Here is an 18701-nt window from a genome sequence, read left to right on the forward strand (position 1 = left end):
AGTAGTGTGCTTGCGACAGCTTCGCGCTCACGCGCGCCGCTGGGTCCCGGGGTTCGCTGCGCGCCCCCGGGATGACGATAGCCGTTGGGGGATCAGTCCTGCGGCGCGGCGTCCACGGCCCGCACCACCTGATCGAAGAAGGCGCGGCGGGCGGCGCTGTGGGTGCGGCCCACGGCGTTGGGCCAGGCGGACAGGAGGACGATGACCAGATTGCGCTCGGGATCGACGCGGATGGTCTGGCCGAAGATGCCGTAGGCGCCATAGACGCCGTCGTCCTGGGTCCACCACTGGAAGCCGTAGCCCTCGCCGGGCGTGCCGGTCTCGGCCTGTTTGGTGACGGCCTGGGCGAACCAGTCGTCGGGCACGAGGCGCTCGCCGCCGACCACGCCGTCCTCCAGCGCCATCAGGCCGATGCGGCCCCAGTCGCGCAGGACGGCCGAGACACAGCAGCCGCCGATCTCGCGCCCGCCCTGGTCCAGGGCCCAGACGGCGTCGGCCTGCATGCCGGCGCGGGACCAGATCTGTTCGCTGAGCAATTGGGCCAGCGGCTTGTTCTCGGCGGCGGCGACGAGGGCCCCGACCAGATTGGTCTCGCCGGTGGAATAGTTCCATTGCGTGCCCGGCGGATGGGCGCGGGGCAGGCGGGCCATATAGCTCACCACAGGGTCACGACCGGCGACGGCGGGCTCCTGCAGGAAGCGGGCGACGTCGGCGTTGGGGTCGAAATAGTCCTCGTTCCAGCCCACGCCCGAGGTCATGGTCAGCAGCTGGCGGACGGTGACGCCGTCATAGCCGCCGCCGGCGAGGGCGGGCAGGTAGCGGGTGACCGGATCCTCCAGCGAGCCGATGGCGCCGCTTTTCAGCGCCGCGCCGACCAGGGTCGAGGTCAGGCTCTTGGTCATGGAGAAGGAGACCCAGCGGGTGTCGGCGTCGATGCCGAGGCCGTAGCGCTCCAGCCGGACCTTGCCGTCCTGGATCACCAGCACCCCGGCGACGCGCTGGTCGGCCATGTAGGCGCTCGGGTCGAGGTCGATCGGCGCGCCCTCGGGCAGGGCGCGGACCGGGCCGTCGCCGCGGCTGACCGGGGCGTGGGGCAGGACGGTGTCCATGGTGCGGAACACCCGCTCGCGGTCGGCGGGCGACCAGAAGAGGACGCCGGCGGGGGCGGTCTCGGGCGTCGGCTGCTGGGCCGAGACGGGCAGGGCTGAGACGAGCGTGGCGGCGGCGATCAGGGGCGCGAGCAGGTGTTTCATGCGGCCAGCCTAGCAGTTCGATGCGGCGTGGCGAGTCAGCGGGCGCGGATGGCCTTGATGGCGGACTCGACCGTGGCGGCGAACCAGACCGAGGCGATGACCACCAGCAGGCCGTAGTCGTGGCCGGGCCAGAAGACCGGGACGGCGGCGGCCACAATGATCATCAGCGGGAAGAGGCCGGCCCAGACGGCCGTGCCCGGGGCGTCCGGATGGATCAGCGGCGGGCGCGGCGTGATCTTCATCGCCTTGAGCAGGACCGGATTCAGCAGGACGAAGCCGCCGGTGCACAGGACCACGATCAGGAGGTTGCGGATCCACGTCCCCGGCACGCCGAACAGGGCGGCGGTGGCCACCAGCAGGGCGAGGGGGAAGGCGGTGGAGAGCGCCAGCAGCAGATTGGGGTCGAGACGCTTCAAGATTTCACTTTCACATAGCTTCCGGGGGCCGGTTCGACCGGCTTGAGCGGGCCCTTCGTCGGATCACGGGCGGGAACCTGCGGGCCGGAGCGCTCATGCAGCCAGTCGGCCCAGTGATTCCACCAGCTGCCGGGGTGTTCCTGCGCCTGGGCCTGCCATTCGTCGAGGGTGGCGGGCAGGGCGGGGTTGATCCAGTGCTGGTATTTGTTGGCCGAGGGCGGGTTCACGACGCCGGCGATGTGGCCGGACCCGGCGAGGGTCAGGGTCACGTCGGCGTTCGAGAAGGCGCGGGCCGAGCGATAGACCGAGTTCATCGGCGCGATGTGGTCCTCGCGGCTGGCCTGGAAATAGAGGGGGATGGTCACCTTCGACAGGTCGATGGTCTCGCCGCCCAGGGTGAAGTCGCCGCCGGTCAGGGCGTTGCGGCCGTACATGGAGCGCAGATAGTCCATGTGCAGGGCCTTGGGCATGCGCGTCTGGTCGGCGTTCCAGGCAAGCAGGTCGAAGGCCGGCGGGGCCTTGCCCATCAGGTAGTTGCTGACGAAGAAGGACCAGATCAGGTCGTTGGCGCGCAGCGAGTTGAAGGTCTCGGCCATGGCCGCGCCCGGCAGGACCCCGCCGGCGGCGTCCATCTGCTGCTCGATCTCGGCCAGCCAGTGCTCGTCGGTGAACAGCAGCAGGTCGCCGGCCTCGGCGAAGTCGTGCTGCGCGGCGAAGAAGGTGTTGGCCGAGACGCGGTCGTCGCCCCGGGCCGCCATATGGGCCAGCGCCGCGCCCATCAGGGTGCCGCCGATGCAGTAGCCGACCGTGTTGACGGATTTGGCGCCGGTCTGCTCGAGCACCTTTTCGACGGCGCGATAGACGCCCTTTTCCAGATAGTCGTCGAAGCCGTAGCCGGCCTTGTCGACGTCCGGATTGACCCACGAGCAGACGAAGACGGTGAAGCCCTGGGCCGAGAGCCAGCGGATCATCGAGTTCTGCGGCTGCAGGTCCAGGATGTAGAATTTGTTGATCCACGGCGGGAAGATCAGCAGCGGAATGGCGTGCTGGGTTTCGGTCGTGGCGTCGTACTGGAGCAGCTCGAACAGGTCGTCGCGCCAGACCACCTGACCGGGGGCGGTGGCGACATTGACGCCGACCTCGAAGCCGCCGTCGTCGGCCTGGCTGATCTTCAGCTTGCCGTGGCCGCGCTCCAGATCGGCGGCGAAATTCTGCATCCCCTTCACCAGCGATTCGCCGTTGGTGTCGGCCAGGGCCTTGAGGGCGACCGGGTTGGAGGCGAGGAAGTTGGAGGGCGAGAAGGCGTCGGTCAGCAGTTTGGTGAAGAACTCGGCGCGGCGCTTGGTGCGCGGGTCGACGTCGTCAACGGAGGCGACCAGCCCGTTCATCCAGTCGGCGGTGACCAGATAGGACTGGCGCATCATGTCGAACATGGGGTTCTCGGACCACGCGGGGTCCTTGAAACGCTTGTCCTTGATGGCGGCGGAGGGGACGTCCTCGCCGGCGGCGCGGCGGGCGGTGCTGGCCCACAGGTCCATGTAGCGGTTGAACAGGTCGGCCTGGGCGCTGAACAGCCGGTCGGGGCGGCTGGCCAGGCTGGACATGACCGAGGTCATGGCCGGACCGACGTTGAAGGGATCGGGCGACAGGGCGGCGGGGCGATCGGCCTGGCTGAGCGCGGCCTCGGCAATGGCGCTCTGGGCCGTCATGGCCGCCTTGGCCAGATTTAGCGACAAAGTTTCGAGCATTTCGCGCTGCTCGGCGCCGAAGGCGGCGGCGTCGGGACCGGTTTCCGGGCCTGCTTCCGGTTGGGGCCGGGCCTCCGGTTCGGGGGCGGGGGCAGGTTCAGCCGCCTCTTCCGGCGCGGGTTTCGCCCTGGCGGCGCGGGGGCGGGGCGGCTTGGCCGAGGTCGGGCGACCGGCGCGGCGCGGGGCCTTCGGAGGCGCTCCGGAGGGAGCCTCGGGCGGCGGGACGGTCGGGCGTCGGGCCATGCTGCGGTTCCTGCTGCGCGTCATTATTGGACGAGAAGGACTCGCGCCGCCCTTCCGCCTGTCATGATCATGGCATATGACCACCCCTGAAATGAACGCGCTGAACCGGAAAAATGCTGCGCTGTGCGTCGTCCTGACGGGCGCGGGCCTGTTGTCGGCCTGTGGCACCGCCTTCGCGCCGAAGACCGACATGACCTCGCCGGTCGCGCCGCAGGTGCAGGCGCTGGTCGAGGCGAACCGGGACTATCCCCGCTGGGAGGACTTCCCGCGCGGCGAGCCCGCGCCGGAGCCGACCCAGATCGCCGTGCAGGTGAACACCCTGCGCGTCAGCGCCGGCGCCCTGAACGGCGAGGCGGCGCGAATCGACTGGCAGACCACGGGTGACGCCTCGACTTTCGCCCGCGAGGTGCGGGACCGCGTCGCCGCCACCCCGGTGTCTCCGGTCACCGCCCAAACCCAGGCCGAGATCGAGGCGCGCCTGCGCGCCGCCCGCGAACGGGGCCGCGCCCCGCCGCCGATCAACCGCCAGTAACCCCTTCCAGAATCGCCCGGGCGACAGAATCCGGGGATCATCGCTCACGGAGACCGCCCATGGCCGACACGGCCCCCTACGCATCGACCCTCGCTGCCGACGCCGCGCGCGTCACCGAGCTGGCCGCCATCGCCAGCTACGCCCAGATCGGCCGCGGCGACGAGAAGAAGGCCGACCAGCTGGCCGTGGACGCCATGCGCACCGCGCTGAACAGCCTCGACATCGACGGCAAGATCGTCATCGGCGAGGGCGAGCGCGACGAGGCCCCGATGCTGTACATCGGCGAGAAGGTCGGCACCGGCAAAGGCCCGGCCATCGACATCGCCCTGGACCCGCTGGAAGGCACCACCCTGACGGCCAAGGCCATGGCCAACGCCCTGTGCGTGCTGTCGATGTCGCCGGGCGGCGGCATGCTGCACGCGCCGGACACCTATATGGACAAGATCGCGGTCGGCCCGGGCTATCCGGCCGGCACCGTCGACCTGGACTTCACCCCGCAGGACAACGTCCGCAACCTGGCGAAAGCCAAGGGCGTGCCGACCAGCGAGATCACCGTCTGCGTCATGGACCGCCCGCGCCACGCCGATCTGATCGCGGCCCTGCGCGAGGTCGGCGCCAAGGTGGTGCTGATCACCGACGGCGACGTGGCGGGCGTGATCCACACCGCCGAGCCGGAAACCGGCATCGACCTGTACCTCGGTCAGGGCGGCGCCCCGGAAGGCGTGCTGGCGGCCTCGGCGCTGAAATGCGTGGGCGGCTTCTTCCAGGGCCGTCTGGTGTTCCGCAATGACGACGAGCGCGAGCGCGCCCGCCGCACCGGCGTGACCGACTTCGACCGCAAGTATGACCTGCACGAGCTGGTCTCGAAGGACGCCATCTTCGCCGCCACCGGCGTGACCAAGGGCGCCATGCTGGACGGCGTGTCGTTCCGCGACGGCTTCGTCACCACCCACACGCTGGTGATGGATTCCTCGACCCGCACCGTGCAGCGCATCCGCACGACGCGCCCGGTCGCCTGATGGCCGACGGCGGGAGCCCGGACACGGCCTTTCTGGGCGTCTCCCGCTCGCTGTCGGGCCGGGTCTGGAAACAAAGACCGGCCGACGCCGGCGCCACCCGCGCCCACATGCAGACGCTCGGTCTGGACGAGCCGCTGGCGCGCGCGCTGGCGGCCCGGGGCGTGCGCGCCGATCAGGGGCAGGACTTTCTGGCGCCGACGCTGAAGGCCCTGTTCCCGGACCCGTCCAGCTTCACCGACATGGACGCGGCGGCCACCGCGATCATCGACGCCCTGCAGGCCGGATCGTCGATCCATGTCTTCGCCGACTATGACGTGGACGGCGCGTCCAGCGCGGCCCTGCTGGTGCGCTGGTTCCGGGCCATGGGGGCGGAGCTGCCCATCTATGTCCCCGACCGGATCACCGAGGGCTATGGCCCCAGCGCGAAGGCGTTCGACACCCTGAAGGCCTCGGGCGCCGATCTGGTGGTCACCGTGGACTGCGGCGCGGCGGCCAATGAGGCGGTGGCCCATGCCGCGGCCATCGGGCTGAAGGTCGTGGTTATCGACCACCACATGATGCGCGAGGAGCCGCCGCAGTGTCTGGCGGTCGTCAATCCGAACCGGCCGGGCTGCAACTCGGGGCAGGGCAATCTGGCCGCCGCCGGGGTGGTCTTTGTCCTGCTGGCCGCCCTGAACCGCGAGGCGCGGGGCAGGGGCCTCTTTGAAGGGCGCGAGCAGCCGGACATCCGCCAGTGGCTGGATCTGGCCGCCATGGGCGCCATCTGCGACGTGACCGGACTGACAGGCTTCAACCGGGCGCTGACCAGCCTCGGGCTGAACGTCATGTCGAGCTGGAGCAATCCGGGGCTGAAGGCCCTGCTGGCCGCCGCGGGGGCCGAGGAAGGCCCGGCCAAGGTCAATCATGCGGGCTTCATCCTGGGGCCGCGCATCAATGCGGGCGGGCGGATCGGCAAGTCCGACCTGGGCGCGCGCCTGCTGTCCACCGACGACCCGGCCGAGGCGGCGACCCTGGCCCGCGAGCTGGACGCCCTGAACATCGCCCGGCGCGAGGTGGAGAAGGCGGTTACCGATCAGGCCATCCGCCGGGTCGAGGCCACGGGCGCCCACGAGGACGGTTCGGCCGTGGTGGTCGTCGAGGGCGAGGACTGGCATCCGGGCGTGGTCGGCATCGTGGCCGGGCGGCTGCGCGAACGCTGGCGCAAGCCGGTGATCGTCATCGGCGTCGATGCGGTCAACGGCATCGGCAAGGGGTCGGGCCGGTCGCAGCCGGGCATGAACCTGGGCAAGGCGGTGCAGGCGGCGTGGGAGCAGGGCGTGCTGATCGCCGGCGGCGGCCACGCCATGGCCGCGGGCCTGACGGTCAGGGCCGACCGGATCGGCGAGCTGCGCGACTTCCTGAACGACCGGCTGTCGGGCGAGCAGGCGGCGGCCGAGGCGCTGGACGCGGTCGAGCTGGACGCCCTGATCGAGCCGCGCGCCGCCACCCGCGCCCTGTTCGAGCAGTTCGAGGCCCTGGCGCCCTTCGGCCCGGCGAACCCCGAGCCCCTGTTCGCCATGGAGCATGTGCAGGTGCGCGAGCCGGTGGCGATGAACGGCGGCCATGTCCGCTGTCGTCTGGTCGGGCCGGACGGGGCCTCGGTGAAGGCCATCGCCTGGCGCTGCGCCGACCTGCCGACCGGTCAGGCCCTGCTGGCGGGCGGCGGCGGGCTGAGCGTCGCCGGTCGTCTGAAGGCGGACGACTGGAACGGGCGACGTGGCGTGCAGTTCGAGATCGAGGACGTCGCCGATCCGCGCATGGCCTGACGAAAGCGGGGCCGTAACGGCGATCCGGATTTTCTTCGAAAAAGGCGTTGCAGCCGTCCGAGTCGGCGGCTATATCGCCGCTTCCCCGCGCAGCGGTCCCTTCGTCTATCGGTTAGGACGTCAGGTTTTCAACCTGAAAAGAGGGGTTCGATTCCCCTAGGGACTGCCACGCGGGGCATTCCTCACATCGCTGGAATGATCGCCCCGGGCGTCGCGATTCCGCGTCGCCCGTCGAGTGCGTGCGTCGATGCGCATGACGCAGGAGCGGCCGTCGGACCGGGCCGGTCCGTCGATCAGAAGAGATGGTGAGATTGGGCTTGGCCTGCCGGATCGGCTCGGCTATATCGCCGCTTCCCCGCGCAGCGGTCCCTTCGTCTATCGGTTAGGACGTCAGGTTTTCAACCTGAAAAGAGGGGTTCGATTCCCCTAGGGACTGCCACGCGGGGCGTCTCCCCGACATTGCCGGATACCCGCCCGCCGCAGGGGCTGCGCCATGCCCTGTGCGACGGCGGGCCTGTGTCAGGTTGAGCGATCAAACTCATACAACCGCTAAAAACGGGTGTTTTTCGCTTTTCAGGTGTTCGAAGAACCGTGTTAAATAAGCCGTGCCCGTACAGATCCCGGGCAGGGGGAAAGTTGTGTCGGATTACGAGGTTGGGGATACGGCGACCGCTGTGCGGATCGCCGGGCGGATCAAATGGTTTGATCCCGGCAAGGGCTATGGCTTCATCGTCCCTGATGATCCGACGCTGACCGATCTCAAGGACGTGCTGCTCCACATCTCCAGCCTGCGCGACGCCGGGCACGAGACCGCCGGCGAGGGCGCGCCGATTTCCTTCGAATGCGTGCGCCGACCCAAGGGCTGGCAGGTGACCGCCATCCTGGACCTGGGCGAAGGCGATCCGGCGCTGGCGGCGCTGCAGCCGCGTCGTCCGTCGCCGGACCCCGACCGCCCGCGCGCGGCCGTGGCCTTCGCCGGATCGGGCGGCCCGCTGGAGCCGGCGGTCGTCAAATGGTTCAATCGTACCAAGGGCTACGGATTCGTGGTGCGCGACGGGCAGGCGGGCGATATCTTCGTCCATGTCGAGACGTTGCGGCGCTGCGGGCTGGATGACCTCCTGCCGGGCGAGCCGGTCTCGGTGCGGTTCGCCGATGGCCCCAAGGGGCTGGTGGTCGCTGAAATCAGAATGGGCGGCTGAAGTCTCCGCCCCGGAAAAAGGGCGGACGCTTATGATTCATCGTCGTGGAATTCTGGCGGCCCTGACCGGCGCCATTGTTCTGGCCGGCTGCGCCATGGGCGCGCCCAAGGGGCCGAACGGCGAGCCGCTGGAGCCGCTGACCGTCACCACCTCGACCGGCGAGCACAAATTCATGGTCGAGATCGCCGACGATGAGCTGGAGCGCCAGCGCGGCCTGATGGAGCGCCCGCCGCTGGCCGACGACCGCGGCATGCTGTTCCAGTTCCCGGACGTGGCCGAGCGCGGCTTCTGGATGCACAACACGCCCAGCCCGCTGGACATCCTCTATCTGGACCCGCACGGACGGATCGTCTCGATCGTCAAGAACGCGGCGCCGAACAACGACACCATCCTGCCGTCCAACGGACCGGCCATGGGGGTGCTGGAACTGCGCGCCGGTCGCTCGGACGAGATCGGCGCCAAGCCGGGCGACAAGGTCACCCACCCCTTCTTCGCCGAATAAGGCGTCGATCACGGATTGCGGCCACGTCTTTCGCATTGCGATCGGGGGCGGCGCGTGGCAAGACCCGCCGCTCTGGATCGGAGTGTGGCGCAGCCTGGTAGCGCATCTGTTTTGGGAGCAGAGGGTCGGAGGTTCGAATCCTCTCACTCCGACCAGAGTTTAGCGGGTCAGAAGATCCCCACGGCCCCGTCGGCCCAGACCAGCAACACAGCGCCGAGCAGCACCGCCGCCAGCACCATCCGGCCGGTCAGGTCGCGCACCTTCCACGCCGCCAGTTCGAACAGGGCGCCCGCGCCGACCAGCAGGATGGCGGCGAAGGCGAAGTCCTCCGGCCCCCAGTTGACCTCGCGGGTGAATTGCATGGCGATCAGCGGCAGCACGAGGAGGCCAGCGATCCCGCCCCACAGGCCCACCCGCCACAGCGGCACGACCGGTCCGTTCCCGGGAGCTTCATTGCGTGTGGTCATGCCCGTCATTCCGGCCTCGCCCGAGAAGTGATGTCCCTTCATGCGCCGCCCGGCGGCAAGAGGCATGTGGAGATTCGAAGGATTTTCCGCGCAGGCGGCGTCGGGAAGGCCGCCCCCGCTTGATGGCCTGCCTTGATCCTGCGGGCGAAGGCTTCTAGGACGCGGGGACCGGTTTCGGCCGGACGCATGAGGATTCCGATGGCCATCGCCCGCATCTACCGCCCCGCCAAGACCGCCATGCAGTCCGGCAAGGCCAAGTCGAGAGACTGGCGGCTGGAGTTCGAGCCGGCCTCGGCCCGCACCATCGACCCGCTGATGGGCTGGACCTCCTCGTCGGACATGAACGGCCAGGTCCGCCTGACCTTCGATTCGAAGGAAGAGGCCGTCGCTTACGCCGAACGCCACGGCATCGCCTTCCGCCTGCACGAGCCGCAGGAGCCGCCGGTGATCATCAAGGCCTACGCCGACAATTTCGCCACCTACCGCAAGCAGTCGTGGACGCACTGATCGCGTCGCGATCAGTGCTTTTTTGAGTGGCCTACCGCCTGGCGGCTACTTGAGGCCATTCTTGTTGGCCTATCGCGCTTCGCGCTACTTGAGGCCGGGGCGCCGCGCAGCCCTTGAGCCATTTTGGTCTTACGGGTACGGCCTCTGCACCCCTTCAGCGCCCTTAGCTCAGCTGGATAGAGCACCCGCCTTCTAAGCGGACGGTCGCAGGTTCGAATCCTGCAGGGCGCGCCAGGGTTTCAGCGGGATGCTGCTTCGGCGACTTCACAACGGACGAGGCTGGTGTGGTCCGCCAAGGTGATCGTTGTCCCTGCCGGCAGGCTGAGATCGAATTCTGAACGCTGACCGGCCCGATGAATGCCCACCGAAAGAAGGGTGGGGCCGGTGACGCGGTAGTGACGGGGGTGGTCGTCCGGATCACCGATCATCGCTACCCGACCTGTGAATTCAGACCCTTCGTCACTGAGGCCGAGACTGCTGCCTGCAAGGCTGCCGCCTATCACGCGGTTGCTGTTCGCCAGCGCAATGAACCGGGCGCAGTCGCCCAGCGACAGATCAGCGGTAGGGCGAGGGGCGCAACCGGCGCCCAGCAACACAACTGCGACCGCCGATCCTGTGAATGCCAGCTTTCTCATGGTGCGCAGTTTGGGTTTACTGTCGAGCTTTCCGCAATCGCAGAGTTTGGGAACTCGTCCTTCGCCCGACTTTCGGTCTGCCTACGCGCCTGTTGCGCTCCGCCATGCCCCCAGCCCCACCTCCAGATCCGCGATCAGGTCGGCCGGGTCTTCCAGTCCGACATGCAGGCGCAGCAGTTCGCCCGCCAGTTTCGGCGGGGAGCCGCGCATCGCCAGTTGCGCCGTCTCGTGCGTGATGAGGCTTTCGAAGCCGCCCCAGGAGTAGCCGAGGCCGAACAGGCTGAGGGCCGACATCAGGGCGTGGGCCGAGGCGGTGTCGCCGCCCTTCATCACAACGCCGAACAGGGAGGCGGCGCCGGTGTAGTCGCGGCTCCACAGGGGATGGGCGGGGCTGTCGGGCAGGGCGGGCCAGATCACGTCGGCGACCTCGGGCTGCGTCAGGAGCCAGTCGGCGACGATGCGCGCCGAGCGGGCCTGTTCGGCATAGCGCAGGGGCAGGGTGCGAAGGCCGCGCAGGGCCAGCCAGGCGTCGTCGGAGGTGACGCGCCAGCCATAGTCCTCAAGTGTCTCGAAGATCGGCTTGCCGACGGCGTCATCGGCGACAGCGATGGCGCCCATCAGCAGGTCGGAGTGGCCGCCCGCGTATTTGGTCAGGGCCTGGACGCTGACGTCGACGCCGTGGGCCAAGGGCTTGAAGGCCAGGCCCGCGCCCCAGGTGTTGTCCATGATCGTCTTGACGCCGCGCTCGCGACAGGCGGCGGCGAGAGCGGGGACGTCCTGCATGTCGAAGGTCAGGGAGCCGGGCGACTCGATCAGCAGCACCCTGGTCCGGTCGGTGAGGGCGGACAGGATGGCGTCGGTTCCGGCCTCGGCGGGGTGGAAGACGGTCTCGATCCCGCGCGGGCGAAGGTGGCGGTGTAGGAAGCGGCGGGTGGGGCCGTAGAGGGCGTCGGTCGTGACGACCTGATCGCCGGGCTGGAGCAGGGCGGTCAGGGGCACGGTGACGGCGGCGAGGCCGGACGGCACCAGCCAGACGTCGCGGGCGCCCTCCAGTTCGGCCAGGGCTTCACGCAGGGCGCGGCCCGCCGACAGGTCCTCGATGCCGTAGGTCGGGCCAATGGAGCCGTCGCGCATGGCGGCCGGCGAATCGTTGAGCAGGGTCGAGGCCCGCTCGACGGGCGGGGAGACCGGGCGACGGCCGAGCCCGGGGCCTGAAGCGCGGCGGGTGGCCCCGGCGATCAGGCGCGTGCGGTCGGAACGGTCGGTCATGGCGCCTCGCGGGGTTGCGGTTCAGGGCTCAAAGGCCTCTAAAAGGGCCGGGGCGCAAGTCTGGCGGACACACTGACGAGGCGCGGCATGCGGACAGGCGGAAACAGGATTCGGACGACGGCGCTGGCGCTGATCGCGACGATGGCGCTCGCCGCCTGCGATCGTGGCGCGCGCGAGGACGACACGCCCGAAGACGCCGCCGTCACCACCCCGACCGAGGCGCCCGAGTTCGCCAGCGCCACCCTGCGGGCGGTGAAGCGGCGCGGCCGGCTGAACTGCGGCGTGCACGAGGGTCTGGTCGGCTTCGCCTATACGGACAATCGCGGCCAGTGGCGCGGCTTTGACGCCGACTTCTGCCGGGCGCTGGCGGCGGCGGTGCTGGGCGACGCCAATGCGGTGCGCTTCGTGCCGCTGACCACCAGCCAGCGGTTCGACGCCCTGCGCAGCGGCCGGGTCGACGTGCTGTGGCGCGAGACCTCCTGGACCCTGTCGCGCGAGGCCGAGGAGGGCGTCCGCTTCGCCGGGATCAACTACTACGACGGCCAGGGCTTCCTCGTGCGGCGGTCGCTGAACCTGTCCAGCGCGGCGGAGCTGAACGGGGCGCGCATCTGCGTGCAGCGGGCCTCGACCAGCGAGCCGAATGTCGCCGACTGGTTCCGCGCGCGGGGCATCGCCTACACGCCGGTCGTGACCCAGAACGAGGAGGCGGCGCGCGAGGCCTATGCCCGCGAGGACTGCGACGCCTTCAGCGCCGACATTTCCGCCCTGGCCGCCGCCCGGACCCTGCTGGCGGCGCCGGACCAGCACGCCATCCTGCCCGAGGTCATCTCCAAGGAGCCGCTGGGCCCGGCGGTGAAGCGCGGCGACGAGGCCTGGACCTCCATCGTGCGCTGGACCCTGAACGGCCTGATCCTGGCCGAGGAACTGGGCGTCACCCGCCAGAACGTCGCCCAGATGGCCGATGAGAGCCGCGACCCCGCCGTCCGCCGCCTGCTGGGCGAGGAGGGCGAGTTCGGTCCGATGCTGGGGCTGTCCAAGACCTGGATGCGCACGGCGATCGAGGCCGAGGGCAACTATGGCGAAATCTTCGCCCGCAACGTCGGGGCGGATTCACCGCTCGACCTCGCCCGCGGGCTCAATGCACAATGGAACCAACGGCCTGCCGGCTTGATCTACGGCCTGCCCATCCGATAACCACGCGGCTCGCAAGCTGGGGACCTGTTCATGGAAGCGACCAAAAAGGGCGGATTGGCCCTGCACTGGCTGATGCTGATCGGCTTTATCGTCGGTCTGGGCGGCGGGATGGCGGTCAATCTGGCCATCGGCCCCGATGCGGCCTGGGTCGTCTGGCTGACCACCAATGTCACCGGACCGGCGGGCCAGATCTTCCTGCGCCTGCTGTTCATGCTGGTGATTCCGCTGCTGTTCTCGGCCCTCGTGGTCGGGGTGGCCGAGATGGGCGACCTGAAGTCGCTGGGCCGCGCGGGCATCAAGACCCTGCTGCTGACCATCGTGGTGTCGGGTATCGCCGTGGTCATCGGCCTGGGCATGGTCAACCTGTTCCAGCCGGGCGCCGGCGTCGATCCGGCCATGGCGCAGCAACTGCTGGCCCAGGGGCGTGAAGGCGCCTCGGCGATCGTCGAGAAGGCGCCGGAGAATGTGCAGTTCGGCACCTTCCTGCTGGACCTGATCCCCTCGAACGTGATCACGGCGGCGGCCGAGAACCAGATCCTGCCGGTGATGATCTTCGCCCTGTTCTTCGGCATCGGTCTGGTGATGGCCAAGAGCCCCGCCACCGACAGGCTGCAGACCGTCATCGAGGGCATCCTCGAGGTGACGATGAAGCTGATCAACATGGTCATCAAGCTGGCGCCCTATGCGATCGCCTGTCTGATGTTCAACCTGGCCGCCCTGTTCGGATGGGACCTGCTGGTGCGGCTGGCCTCCTTCGTCGGCGTGGCCGTCGGGGCCATGGCGATCCATATGTTCGTCGTCTATCCGCTGGTCGTCTGGCTTGCCGGCGGCATGAACCCGGTGAAATTCTTCCGCGGCGTGCGCGAGCCGATGGTGGTGGCCTTCTCGACCGCCTCGTCCAACGCCTCCCTGCCGGTGTCGCTGCGCGCCGCCGAGGAGCAGCTGGGCCTGCCGCGCAAGATCGCCCGCTTCGTGCTGACCGTCGGCGCCACCGCCAACCAGAACGGCACCGCCCTGTTCGAGGGCGTGACCGTGCTGTTCCTGGCGCAGTTCTTCCAGATCGAGCTGACCCTGACGCAGCAGCTGGTGGTCATGCTGGTCTGCATCCTGGGCGGCGTCGGCACCGCCGGCGTCCCGGCGGGCTCGCTGCCCGTGGTCGCCATGATCCTGGCCATGGTGGGCGTGCCGGTGGAAGGCATTGGCCTGATCCTCGGCGTCGATCGCTTCCTCGACATGTGCCGGACCACGCTGAACGTGACCGGCGACCTGGTGCTGGCCACGGTCGTCTCGCGCGGCGAGAGCGACGACAGCGTGCCGGACGATGTGGTCGAGCCGACGGTGAAGCCGGCCTAACCGGTAACGACGGGGCCGCCTTCGGGCGCGCCCCATTCGCTCCAGCTGCCGTCATAGAGGCGGGACGTGCGGCCCAGCTCGTGCAGGCCCAGCGTCAGGATGGCGGCGGTGACGCCCGAGCCGCAGGTGGTGATGACCGGGCGGTCGAGGTCGATTCCGGCGTCGGTGAAGGCGGCCTCCAGCGCGGCGCCGCGCTTCATCGTCCCGTCGGGGTTCAGCAGCGAGCCATAGGGCAGGTTCAGGGCGCCGGGCATGTGGCCGGAGCGGACGCCCGGTCGCGGCTCGGCGGCCTCGCCCCGGAAGCGGGCGGCGCCCCTTGCATCGACGATCTGGGCGTCGACGACCTGGGTATCTGCATCAAGGCGGCCTGAACGTCCGGCAGGGCGGCGACGGCGGCGGTGTCAAAGCGCGGACTGAACACCTCGAACGGCGGACGACCGGGCACGCCTTGCTCCAGCGGAAGGTCCAGCGCGGTCCAGGCGGGCAGGCCGCCGTCCAGCACACGCACGTCGCGGGCACCCATGATCTTCAGCATCCACCAGACCCGGGCGGCCGAGAACAGGCCGGCGGTGTCATAGACGACGATGCGGTCGCGATCCGACAGGCCCAGCACCCCCGCCGAGGCGGCGAAGGACGCGGGCGAGGGCAGGGTGTGGGGCAGGGGGCTGTCCGGATCGGACACGGCGTCCAGATCGAGGAAGACCGCGCCGGGAATATGCTGGTCGGCGAAGTCAGCACGGGCGTCATGCCCGTCCAGATGCCAGCTGGCGTCGACGATGCGCAGGTCGGTTTCGCCAAGGCGATCGGCCAGTTCGGCGGCGGAGATCAGGGCGGAGGTCATGCCTCCGATATGCGCCCCGCCTCAGCCCTTCGCCAGAGCCAGCTGGACCACATCGGTGCGGCGCGAACGGAAGCCGGCCTCGCAATAGGCCAGGTAGAAGCGCCACAGGCGGCGGAAGCGCTCGTCGAAGCCGGGCATGGCGCTGATCTCCGGCCAGGCCGACTGGAAGCGCTCGTCCCAGAGTTTCAGGGTGTCGGCATAGTCGACGCCGAACCGCTCGATTGCGTCCCAGCCCAGCCCGGCGCGGGCGATGACCGGCTTCAGCCTCTCCTCGGAGGGCAGCATGCCGCCGGGGAAGACGTATTTCTGGATGAAGTCGGTGCGCCGGTTGTACTCGGCGAACAGGGCGTCCTCGATGGTGATGATCTGCAGGCCCACCCGGCCGCCGGGGGCGAGCACGTCGTGGATCTTGCCGAAATAGGCGGGCCAGTATTCCTGACCGACGGCCTCGAACATCTCGATGGAGGCGACGCGGTCGAACTGGCCGGTCACGTCGCGATAGTCGACCAGCCGGATGTCCGCCTTCTCCGACAGGCCCGCATCGAACAGGCGCTGTTTCGCGAAATCGTACTGCTGCTGCGAGATGGTGATGCCGGTGACCTTCGCCCCGATCTCCTTCGCCGCGAACTCGGCGAAGCCGCCCCAGCCGCAGCCGATCTCCAGCACGGTCTGGCCGGGGCGCAGGTCCATCATCCGGGCCAGGGCGGCGTATTTCTCGCGCTGCGCCGCCTCCAGCGACAGGCCCGGCGCGGTGAAGCGCGCCGACGAATAGGTCATCGAACGGTCCAGCCACCGGTCGTAGAAGGCATTGCCCAGATCATAGTGGGCGTGGATGTTCTTCCTCGACCCCGACCGGCTGTTGCGGTTCATCCGGTGCGACAGCCAGTTGACCGCGGTCATCAGGGGATTGCCGTCGAACAGGCGGCGGATGTTGTCGTAGTTGCGGGCCAGCACCTCCAGCAGGGGCGCCAGATGCGGCGTCTCCCACTCGGCGGCCATGTAACCTTCCGCGAAGCCGATATCGCCATTGGCCAGCACCCGGCGGGCGAAGCGATAGTCGCGGATGTCGAGCACGGCGGTCGGGCCGGCCTCGGCGCCCTCAAGCCGGTGGGTTTCCCCGTTGGGCAGCAGGACGGTCAGCTGGCCGAAGGTCCAGTTGGCGGAAAGCAGGCGCAGCAGCAGCGCGAACCCGCGGGGCGTGCGGGCCGGAGCCTCATGCCGTTCGGCGGTCAGGGACGTCATGCCAGACCAAGTGGGGAGGCCGCCCCCCGGGCGTCAATGCTCAAGGTCGTCGTAGCGGGACGCGGTGACGGTGCGCAGGGCCTCAAGGGCGCGATCCCGCGCCTGCCCATGATCGACGATCGGACGCGGATAGTCGTGGCCGAGGCGCAGGCCGACGCCGCGCAGGATTTCCGGCGGCGCGGTCCAGGGGGCGTGGAGCCATTTGTCAGGCAGGGCCGCGATCTCGGGCACCCAGCGGCGGACGTATTGTCCCTTGGCATCGAACTTCGTCCCCTGAGTGATCGGATTGAACACTCTGAAGTACGGTGAAGCGTCGGCTCCGGATCCCGCGACCCACTGCCAATTCTGCACATTGCTGGCCAGATCGGCGTCCACGAGGGTGTCGCGGAACCACTTTTCGCCCTTTCGCCAGTCGATCAGCAGGTCCTTCACCAGGAAGGAGGCGACGATCATCCGGACGCGATTGTGCATCCAGCCGGTGGTCCAGAGCTGGCGCATGCCGGCGTCGACGATGGGATAGCCGGTCTGCCCCCGCCGCCAGGCCCGGAGCCCCGCCGCGTCATCGCGCCAGGGCATGCGGTCGTATTCGGGACGGAAGGCGGTGTCGGTGATCTGGGGGAAGTTGTGCAGCAGGTGGGCGGAGAAATCGCGCCAGCCCAGTTCGGCGACGAATTTGTCGGCCTCGGCCTGCGGAACCTTCCCGGCCTCGGCCGCGGCCCGGACCCGCTCGATAGCCCGCCAGGGATGGATCTCGCCGAAATGCAGGTGGGGCGACAGGCGGCTGCAGCCGGGCGCGGCGGGGAAGTCGCGGTCGCGGCTGTAGGCCTTCAGTCCCCCGGCGATGAAGCGCGACAGGGCCTCCGAGGCTCCGGCCTCGCCCGGCGTCCAGTCGAAGCCGGTGGACCAGTCCGGCTTCCCGGGATGCAGGTTCCAGTCGTCCAGGGCCTCGCTGCGGAGGCCCGCGGGCGTGTCGAGGGTGCGCGGGCCCGTGGTGTGCGACGGCGGCTCCGCCATGGCCAGCAGGGCCTTCAGGAAGGGGGTGAAGACCTTGTAGGGCTGGCCCGAGCCGTTCAGCACGGCGCCCGGGCGGCACATCAGCGAACCGTTCCAGCCCTTCACCTCGACGCCTTCGTCCTTCAGCGCATGGGCGATGTCGGCGTCGCGGGCGAACAGTTCGGGCTCGAAGCGGCGGTTCATGAAGACGCTGTCGGCGCCGGTCTCGTCGATCAGGCGGCGCAGCTCGGATTCCGAATCGCCGGACCGCAGGATCAGCCGCGACCCGCGCGCCTTCAGGCTGTCGTCCAGCGCGCGGAGCGACTTGTCGAGCCACCAGAGCGAGGCGCCGCCGGCCCGGTCCTGAAGCGGGCCGCCGTCATGAATATAGACCGGAACGATCGGCGCGCCGGTCTCCGCCGCCTGGTTGAGGGCCGGATTGTCCGACAGGCGCAGGTCGCGCCGGAACCACAGGATGACGGGGGCGGGGCTGGTGGTCATGCGGTCGGGCTCCGTGGTAGCTTGCGAACCTCAACGCCCGACGCCACCTGATCGCCGCATAGGTGCGGCAAGGGCCGCGCGTCGCCAAGTCGCCATCGCAGGAAATCACCGTGTCCCAGCCCAACGCCGTCATCGACATCAAGGGCGTCGCCCGTCCCGTCAGCATCGGCGGCAACCAGCGCATCGTCTTCATCGCCGGTCCGTGCCAGCTGGAAAGCCGGGATCACGCGCTGGAGATGGCCCATGCGCTGAAGGAAATCGGCGAGCGGCTGAACGTCGGCATCATCTACAAGACCAGCTTCGACAAGGCGAACCGCACCAGCGCCAACGCTGCGCGCGGTTTCGGCCTGGAAGGCTCGCTGCCGATCTTCGCCGAGATCCGCGAGAGCGTCGGCCTGCCGGTGCTGACCGACGTGCACACCGAGGAGCATTGCCGGATCGCCGGTGAAGTCGTGGACGTGCTGCAGATCCCGGCCTTCCTGAGCCGCCAGACCGACCTGCTGCTGGCCGCCGCAGCCACCGGCAAGGCGATCAACATCAAGAAGGGCCAGTTCCTGGCCCCCTGGGACATGAAGAACGTCATCGCCAAGGTCACCGGCGCCGGCAATCCGAACGTCATGGCCTGCGAGCGCGGCGCCAGCTTCGGCTACAACACCCTGGTCAGCGACATGCGCGCCCTGCCGATCCTCAAGGAGATCGGCTGCCCGGTCGTGTTCGACGCCACCCACTCGGTGCAGCAACCGGGCGGGCAGGGCACGTCCTCGGGCGGCCAGCGCGAGTTCGTGCCGGTGCTGGCCCGCGCCGCCGTGGCCGTGGGCGTGGACGCCGTGTTCATGGAAACCCACCAGGACCCGGACCACGCGCCGTCGGACGGCCCGAACATGGTGCCGCTGAACCAGTTCGAGGCCCTGGCCGCCGACCTGCTGGCCTATGACGATCTGTCGAAGGCGCGGATGGCGAAGGCCGCCTGAATCCGATAGTT

At 69.3% G+C, this 18701-nt stretch carries 19 protein-coding genes and 4 tRNA genes; 13 read left to right on the plus strand and 10 right to left on the minus strand.

Annotated features, from left to right (window positions below):
- Window positions 1–92: 92 nt before the first annotated feature.
- The 3 genes from ACFQQC_RS13335 to phaC are packed head-to-tail and all read right to left on the minus strand — an operon-like array spanning window position 93 to window position 3660.
- On the minus strand, window positions 93–1253 hold the full coding sequence (locus ACFQQC_RS13335) for a serine hydrolase domain-containing protein (protein WP_376862920.1): 1161 nt from the start codon (window positions 1251–1253) through the stop codon (window positions 93–95).
- Between the two features lie 35 nt (window positions 1254–1288).
- The gene (locus ACFQQC_RS13340; RefSeq protein WP_376862921.1) at window positions 1289–1669 is read right to left on the minus strand and encodes a hypothetical protein; all 381 of its coding nucleotides are present in this window, start codon (window positions 1667–1669) and stop codon (window positions 1289–1291) included.
- Entirely contained in the window at window positions 1666–3660 is a 1995-nt protein-coding gene (phaC, locus tag ACFQQC_RS13345; RefSeq protein WP_376862922.1) for a class I poly(R)-hydroxyalkanoic acid synthase, read from the minus strand. Before phaC ends, ACFQQC_RS13340 begins: the two co-directional genes overlap by 4 nt.
- A gap of 76 nt (window positions 3661–3736) precedes the next feature.
- On the opposite strand from phaC, the gene ACFQQC_RS13350 reads away from it, so the two are divergent.
- The 8 genes from ACFQQC_RS13350 (at window position 3737) to ACFQQC_RS13385 (ending at window position 8872) form a co-directional block, all read left to right on the plus strand.
- Window positions 3737–4192: a hypothetical protein gene (locus ACFQQC_RS13350; RefSeq protein WP_376862923.1), complete on the plus strand. Its 456-nt coding sequence runs from the start codon at window positions 3737–3739 to the stop codon at window positions 4190–4192.
- 59 nt (window positions 4193–4251) lie between these two features.
- Window positions 4252–5211 carry a class II fructose-bisphosphatase gene (gene glpX / locus ACFQQC_RS13355; RefSeq protein WP_376862924.1) on the plus strand — a complete coding sequence of 320 codons (960 nt, stop codon included), beginning with the start codon at window positions 4252–4254 and terminating at the stop codon, window positions 5209–5211.
- Window positions 5211–7016 (plus strand): single-stranded-DNA-specific exonuclease RecJ, encoded by a 1806-nt coding sequence (recJ, locus tag ACFQQC_RS13360; protein ID WP_376862925.1) that lies wholly within the window; start codon window positions 5211–5213, stop codon window positions 7014–7016. Before glpX ends, recJ begins: the two co-directional genes overlap by 1 nt.
- A 94-nt stretch (window positions 7017–7110) precedes the next feature.
- Window positions 7111–7185 (plus strand) — tRNA-Glu (locus ACFQQC_RS13365).
- A 195-nt stretch (window positions 7186–7380) separates the two neighbouring features.
- A tRNA-Glu gene (locus tag ACFQQC_RS13370) sits at window positions 7381–7455 on the plus strand.
- Between the two features lie 199 nt (window positions 7456–7654).
- Entirely contained in the window at window positions 7655–8215 is a 561-nt protein-coding gene (locus tag ACFQQC_RS13375) for a cold-shock protein (protein WP_376862926.1), read from the plus strand.
- A 31-nt stretch (window positions 8216–8246) separates the two neighbouring features.
- Window positions 8247–8717 (plus strand): DUF192 domain-containing protein, encoded by a 471-nt coding sequence (locus ACFQQC_RS13380; protein ID WP_376862928.1) that lies wholly within the window; start codon window positions 8247–8249, stop codon window positions 8715–8717.
- Between the two features lie 78 nt (window positions 8718–8795).
- Window positions 8796–8872 (plus strand) — tRNA-Pro (locus tag ACFQQC_RS13385).
- Window positions 8873–8884: 12 nt separating this feature from the next.
- On the opposite strand, the gene ACFQQC_RS13390 is transcribed toward ACFQQC_RS13385, so the two are convergent.
- Window positions 8885–9250, minus strand: a complete 366-nt coding sequence (locus ACFQQC_RS13390; RefSeq protein WP_376862929.1) for a hypothetical protein — start codon at window positions 9248–9250, stop codon at window positions 8885–8887.
- 132 nt (window positions 9251–9382) lie between these two features.
- Here ACFQQC_RS13390 and ACFQQC_RS13395 point away from each other — a divergent pair, with 132 nt between their 5' ends.
- Together ACFQQC_RS13395 and ACFQQC_RS13400 are read left to right on the plus strand one after the other, a co-directional pair.
- Entirely contained in the window at window positions 9383–9691 is a 309-nt protein-coding gene (locus ACFQQC_RS13395) for an ETC complex I subunit (protein WP_376862930.1), read from the plus strand.
- A 157-nt stretch (window positions 9692–9848) separates the two neighbouring features.
- A tRNA-Arg gene (locus ACFQQC_RS13400) sits at window positions 9849–9925 on the plus strand.
- 5 nt (window positions 9926–9930) lie between these two features.
- On the opposite strand, the gene ACFQQC_RS13405 is transcribed toward ACFQQC_RS13400, so the two are convergent.
- Both ACFQQC_RS13405 and metC read right to left on the minus strand, forming a co-directional pair.
- Entirely contained in the window at window positions 9931–10326 is a 396-nt protein-coding gene (locus ACFQQC_RS13405; protein ID WP_376862931.1) for a hypothetical protein, read from the minus strand.
- A gap of 81 nt (window positions 10327–10407) precedes the next feature.
- Entirely contained in the window at window positions 10408–11595 is a 1188-nt protein-coding gene (metC, locus tag ACFQQC_RS13410) for a cystathionine beta-lyase (protein ID WP_376862932.1), read from the minus strand.
- An 87-nt stretch (window positions 11596–11682) separates the two neighbouring features.
- Here metC and ACFQQC_RS13415 point away from each other — a divergent pair, with 87 nt between their 5' ends.
- Together ACFQQC_RS13415 and ACFQQC_RS13420 are read left to right on the plus strand one after the other, a co-directional pair.
- Entirely contained in the window at window positions 11683–12789 is a 1107-nt protein-coding gene (locus ACFQQC_RS13415; protein WP_376862933.1) for an amino acid ABC transporter substrate-binding protein, read from the plus strand.
- A gap of 30 nt (window positions 12790–12819) precedes the next feature.
- Complete coding sequence (locus ACFQQC_RS13420) at window positions 12820–14142, plus strand: dicarboxylate/amino acid:cation symporter (RefSeq protein WP_376862934.1); 1323 nt, start codon at window positions 12820–12822, stop codon at window positions 14140–14142.
- On the opposite strand, the gene ACFQQC_RS13425 is transcribed toward ACFQQC_RS13420, so the two are convergent.
- Genes ACFQQC_RS13425 through ACFQQC_RS13440 form a run of 4 tightly spaced genes read right to left on the minus strand, consistent with a single transcriptional unit; the run spans window position 14139 to window position 17719 of the window.
- Entirely contained in the window at window positions 14139–14471 is a 333-nt protein-coding gene (locus ACFQQC_RS13425) for a rhodanese-like domain-containing protein (RefSeq protein ID WP_376863232.1), read from the minus strand. The genes ACFQQC_RS13420 and ACFQQC_RS13425 overlap by 4 nt on opposite strands.
- On the minus strand, window positions 14381–14983 hold the full coding sequence (locus tag ACFQQC_RS13430; RefSeq protein WP_376862935.1) for a sulfurtransferase: 603 nt from the start codon (window positions 14981–14983) through the stop codon (window positions 14381–14383). The genes ACFQQC_RS13425 and ACFQQC_RS13430 overlap by 91 nt, the downstream gene beginning before the upstream one ends.
- A 21-nt stretch (window positions 14984–15004) precedes the next feature.
- Window positions 15005–16225, minus strand: coding sequence for a class I SAM-dependent methyltransferase (locus tag ACFQQC_RS13435; RefSeq protein WP_376862936.1), 1221 nt, complete (start codon window positions 16223–16225; stop codon window positions 15005–15007).
- A gap of 33 nt (window positions 16226–16258) precedes the next feature.
- A complete protein-coding gene (locus tag ACFQQC_RS13440) occupies window positions 16259–17719 on the minus strand; it encodes a cryptochrome/photolyase family protein (RefSeq protein WP_376862937.1) in 1461 nt (486 codons plus the stop codon).
- 104 nt (window positions 17720–17823) lie between these two features.
- Between ACFQQC_RS13440 and kdsA the strand changes: the two genes are divergently transcribed.
- Entirely contained in the window at window positions 17824–18690 is an 867-nt protein-coding gene (gene kdsA / locus ACFQQC_RS13445; RefSeq protein WP_376863233.1) for a 3-deoxy-8-phosphooctulonate synthase, read from the plus strand.
- Window positions 18691–18701 lie beyond the last annotated feature (11 nt).

The sequence above is a fragment of the Brevundimonas sp. GCM10030266 genome (assembly GCF_042666595.1).
GTDB lineage: Bacteria > Pseudomonadota > Alphaproteobacteria > Caulobacterales > Caulobacteraceae > Brevundimonas.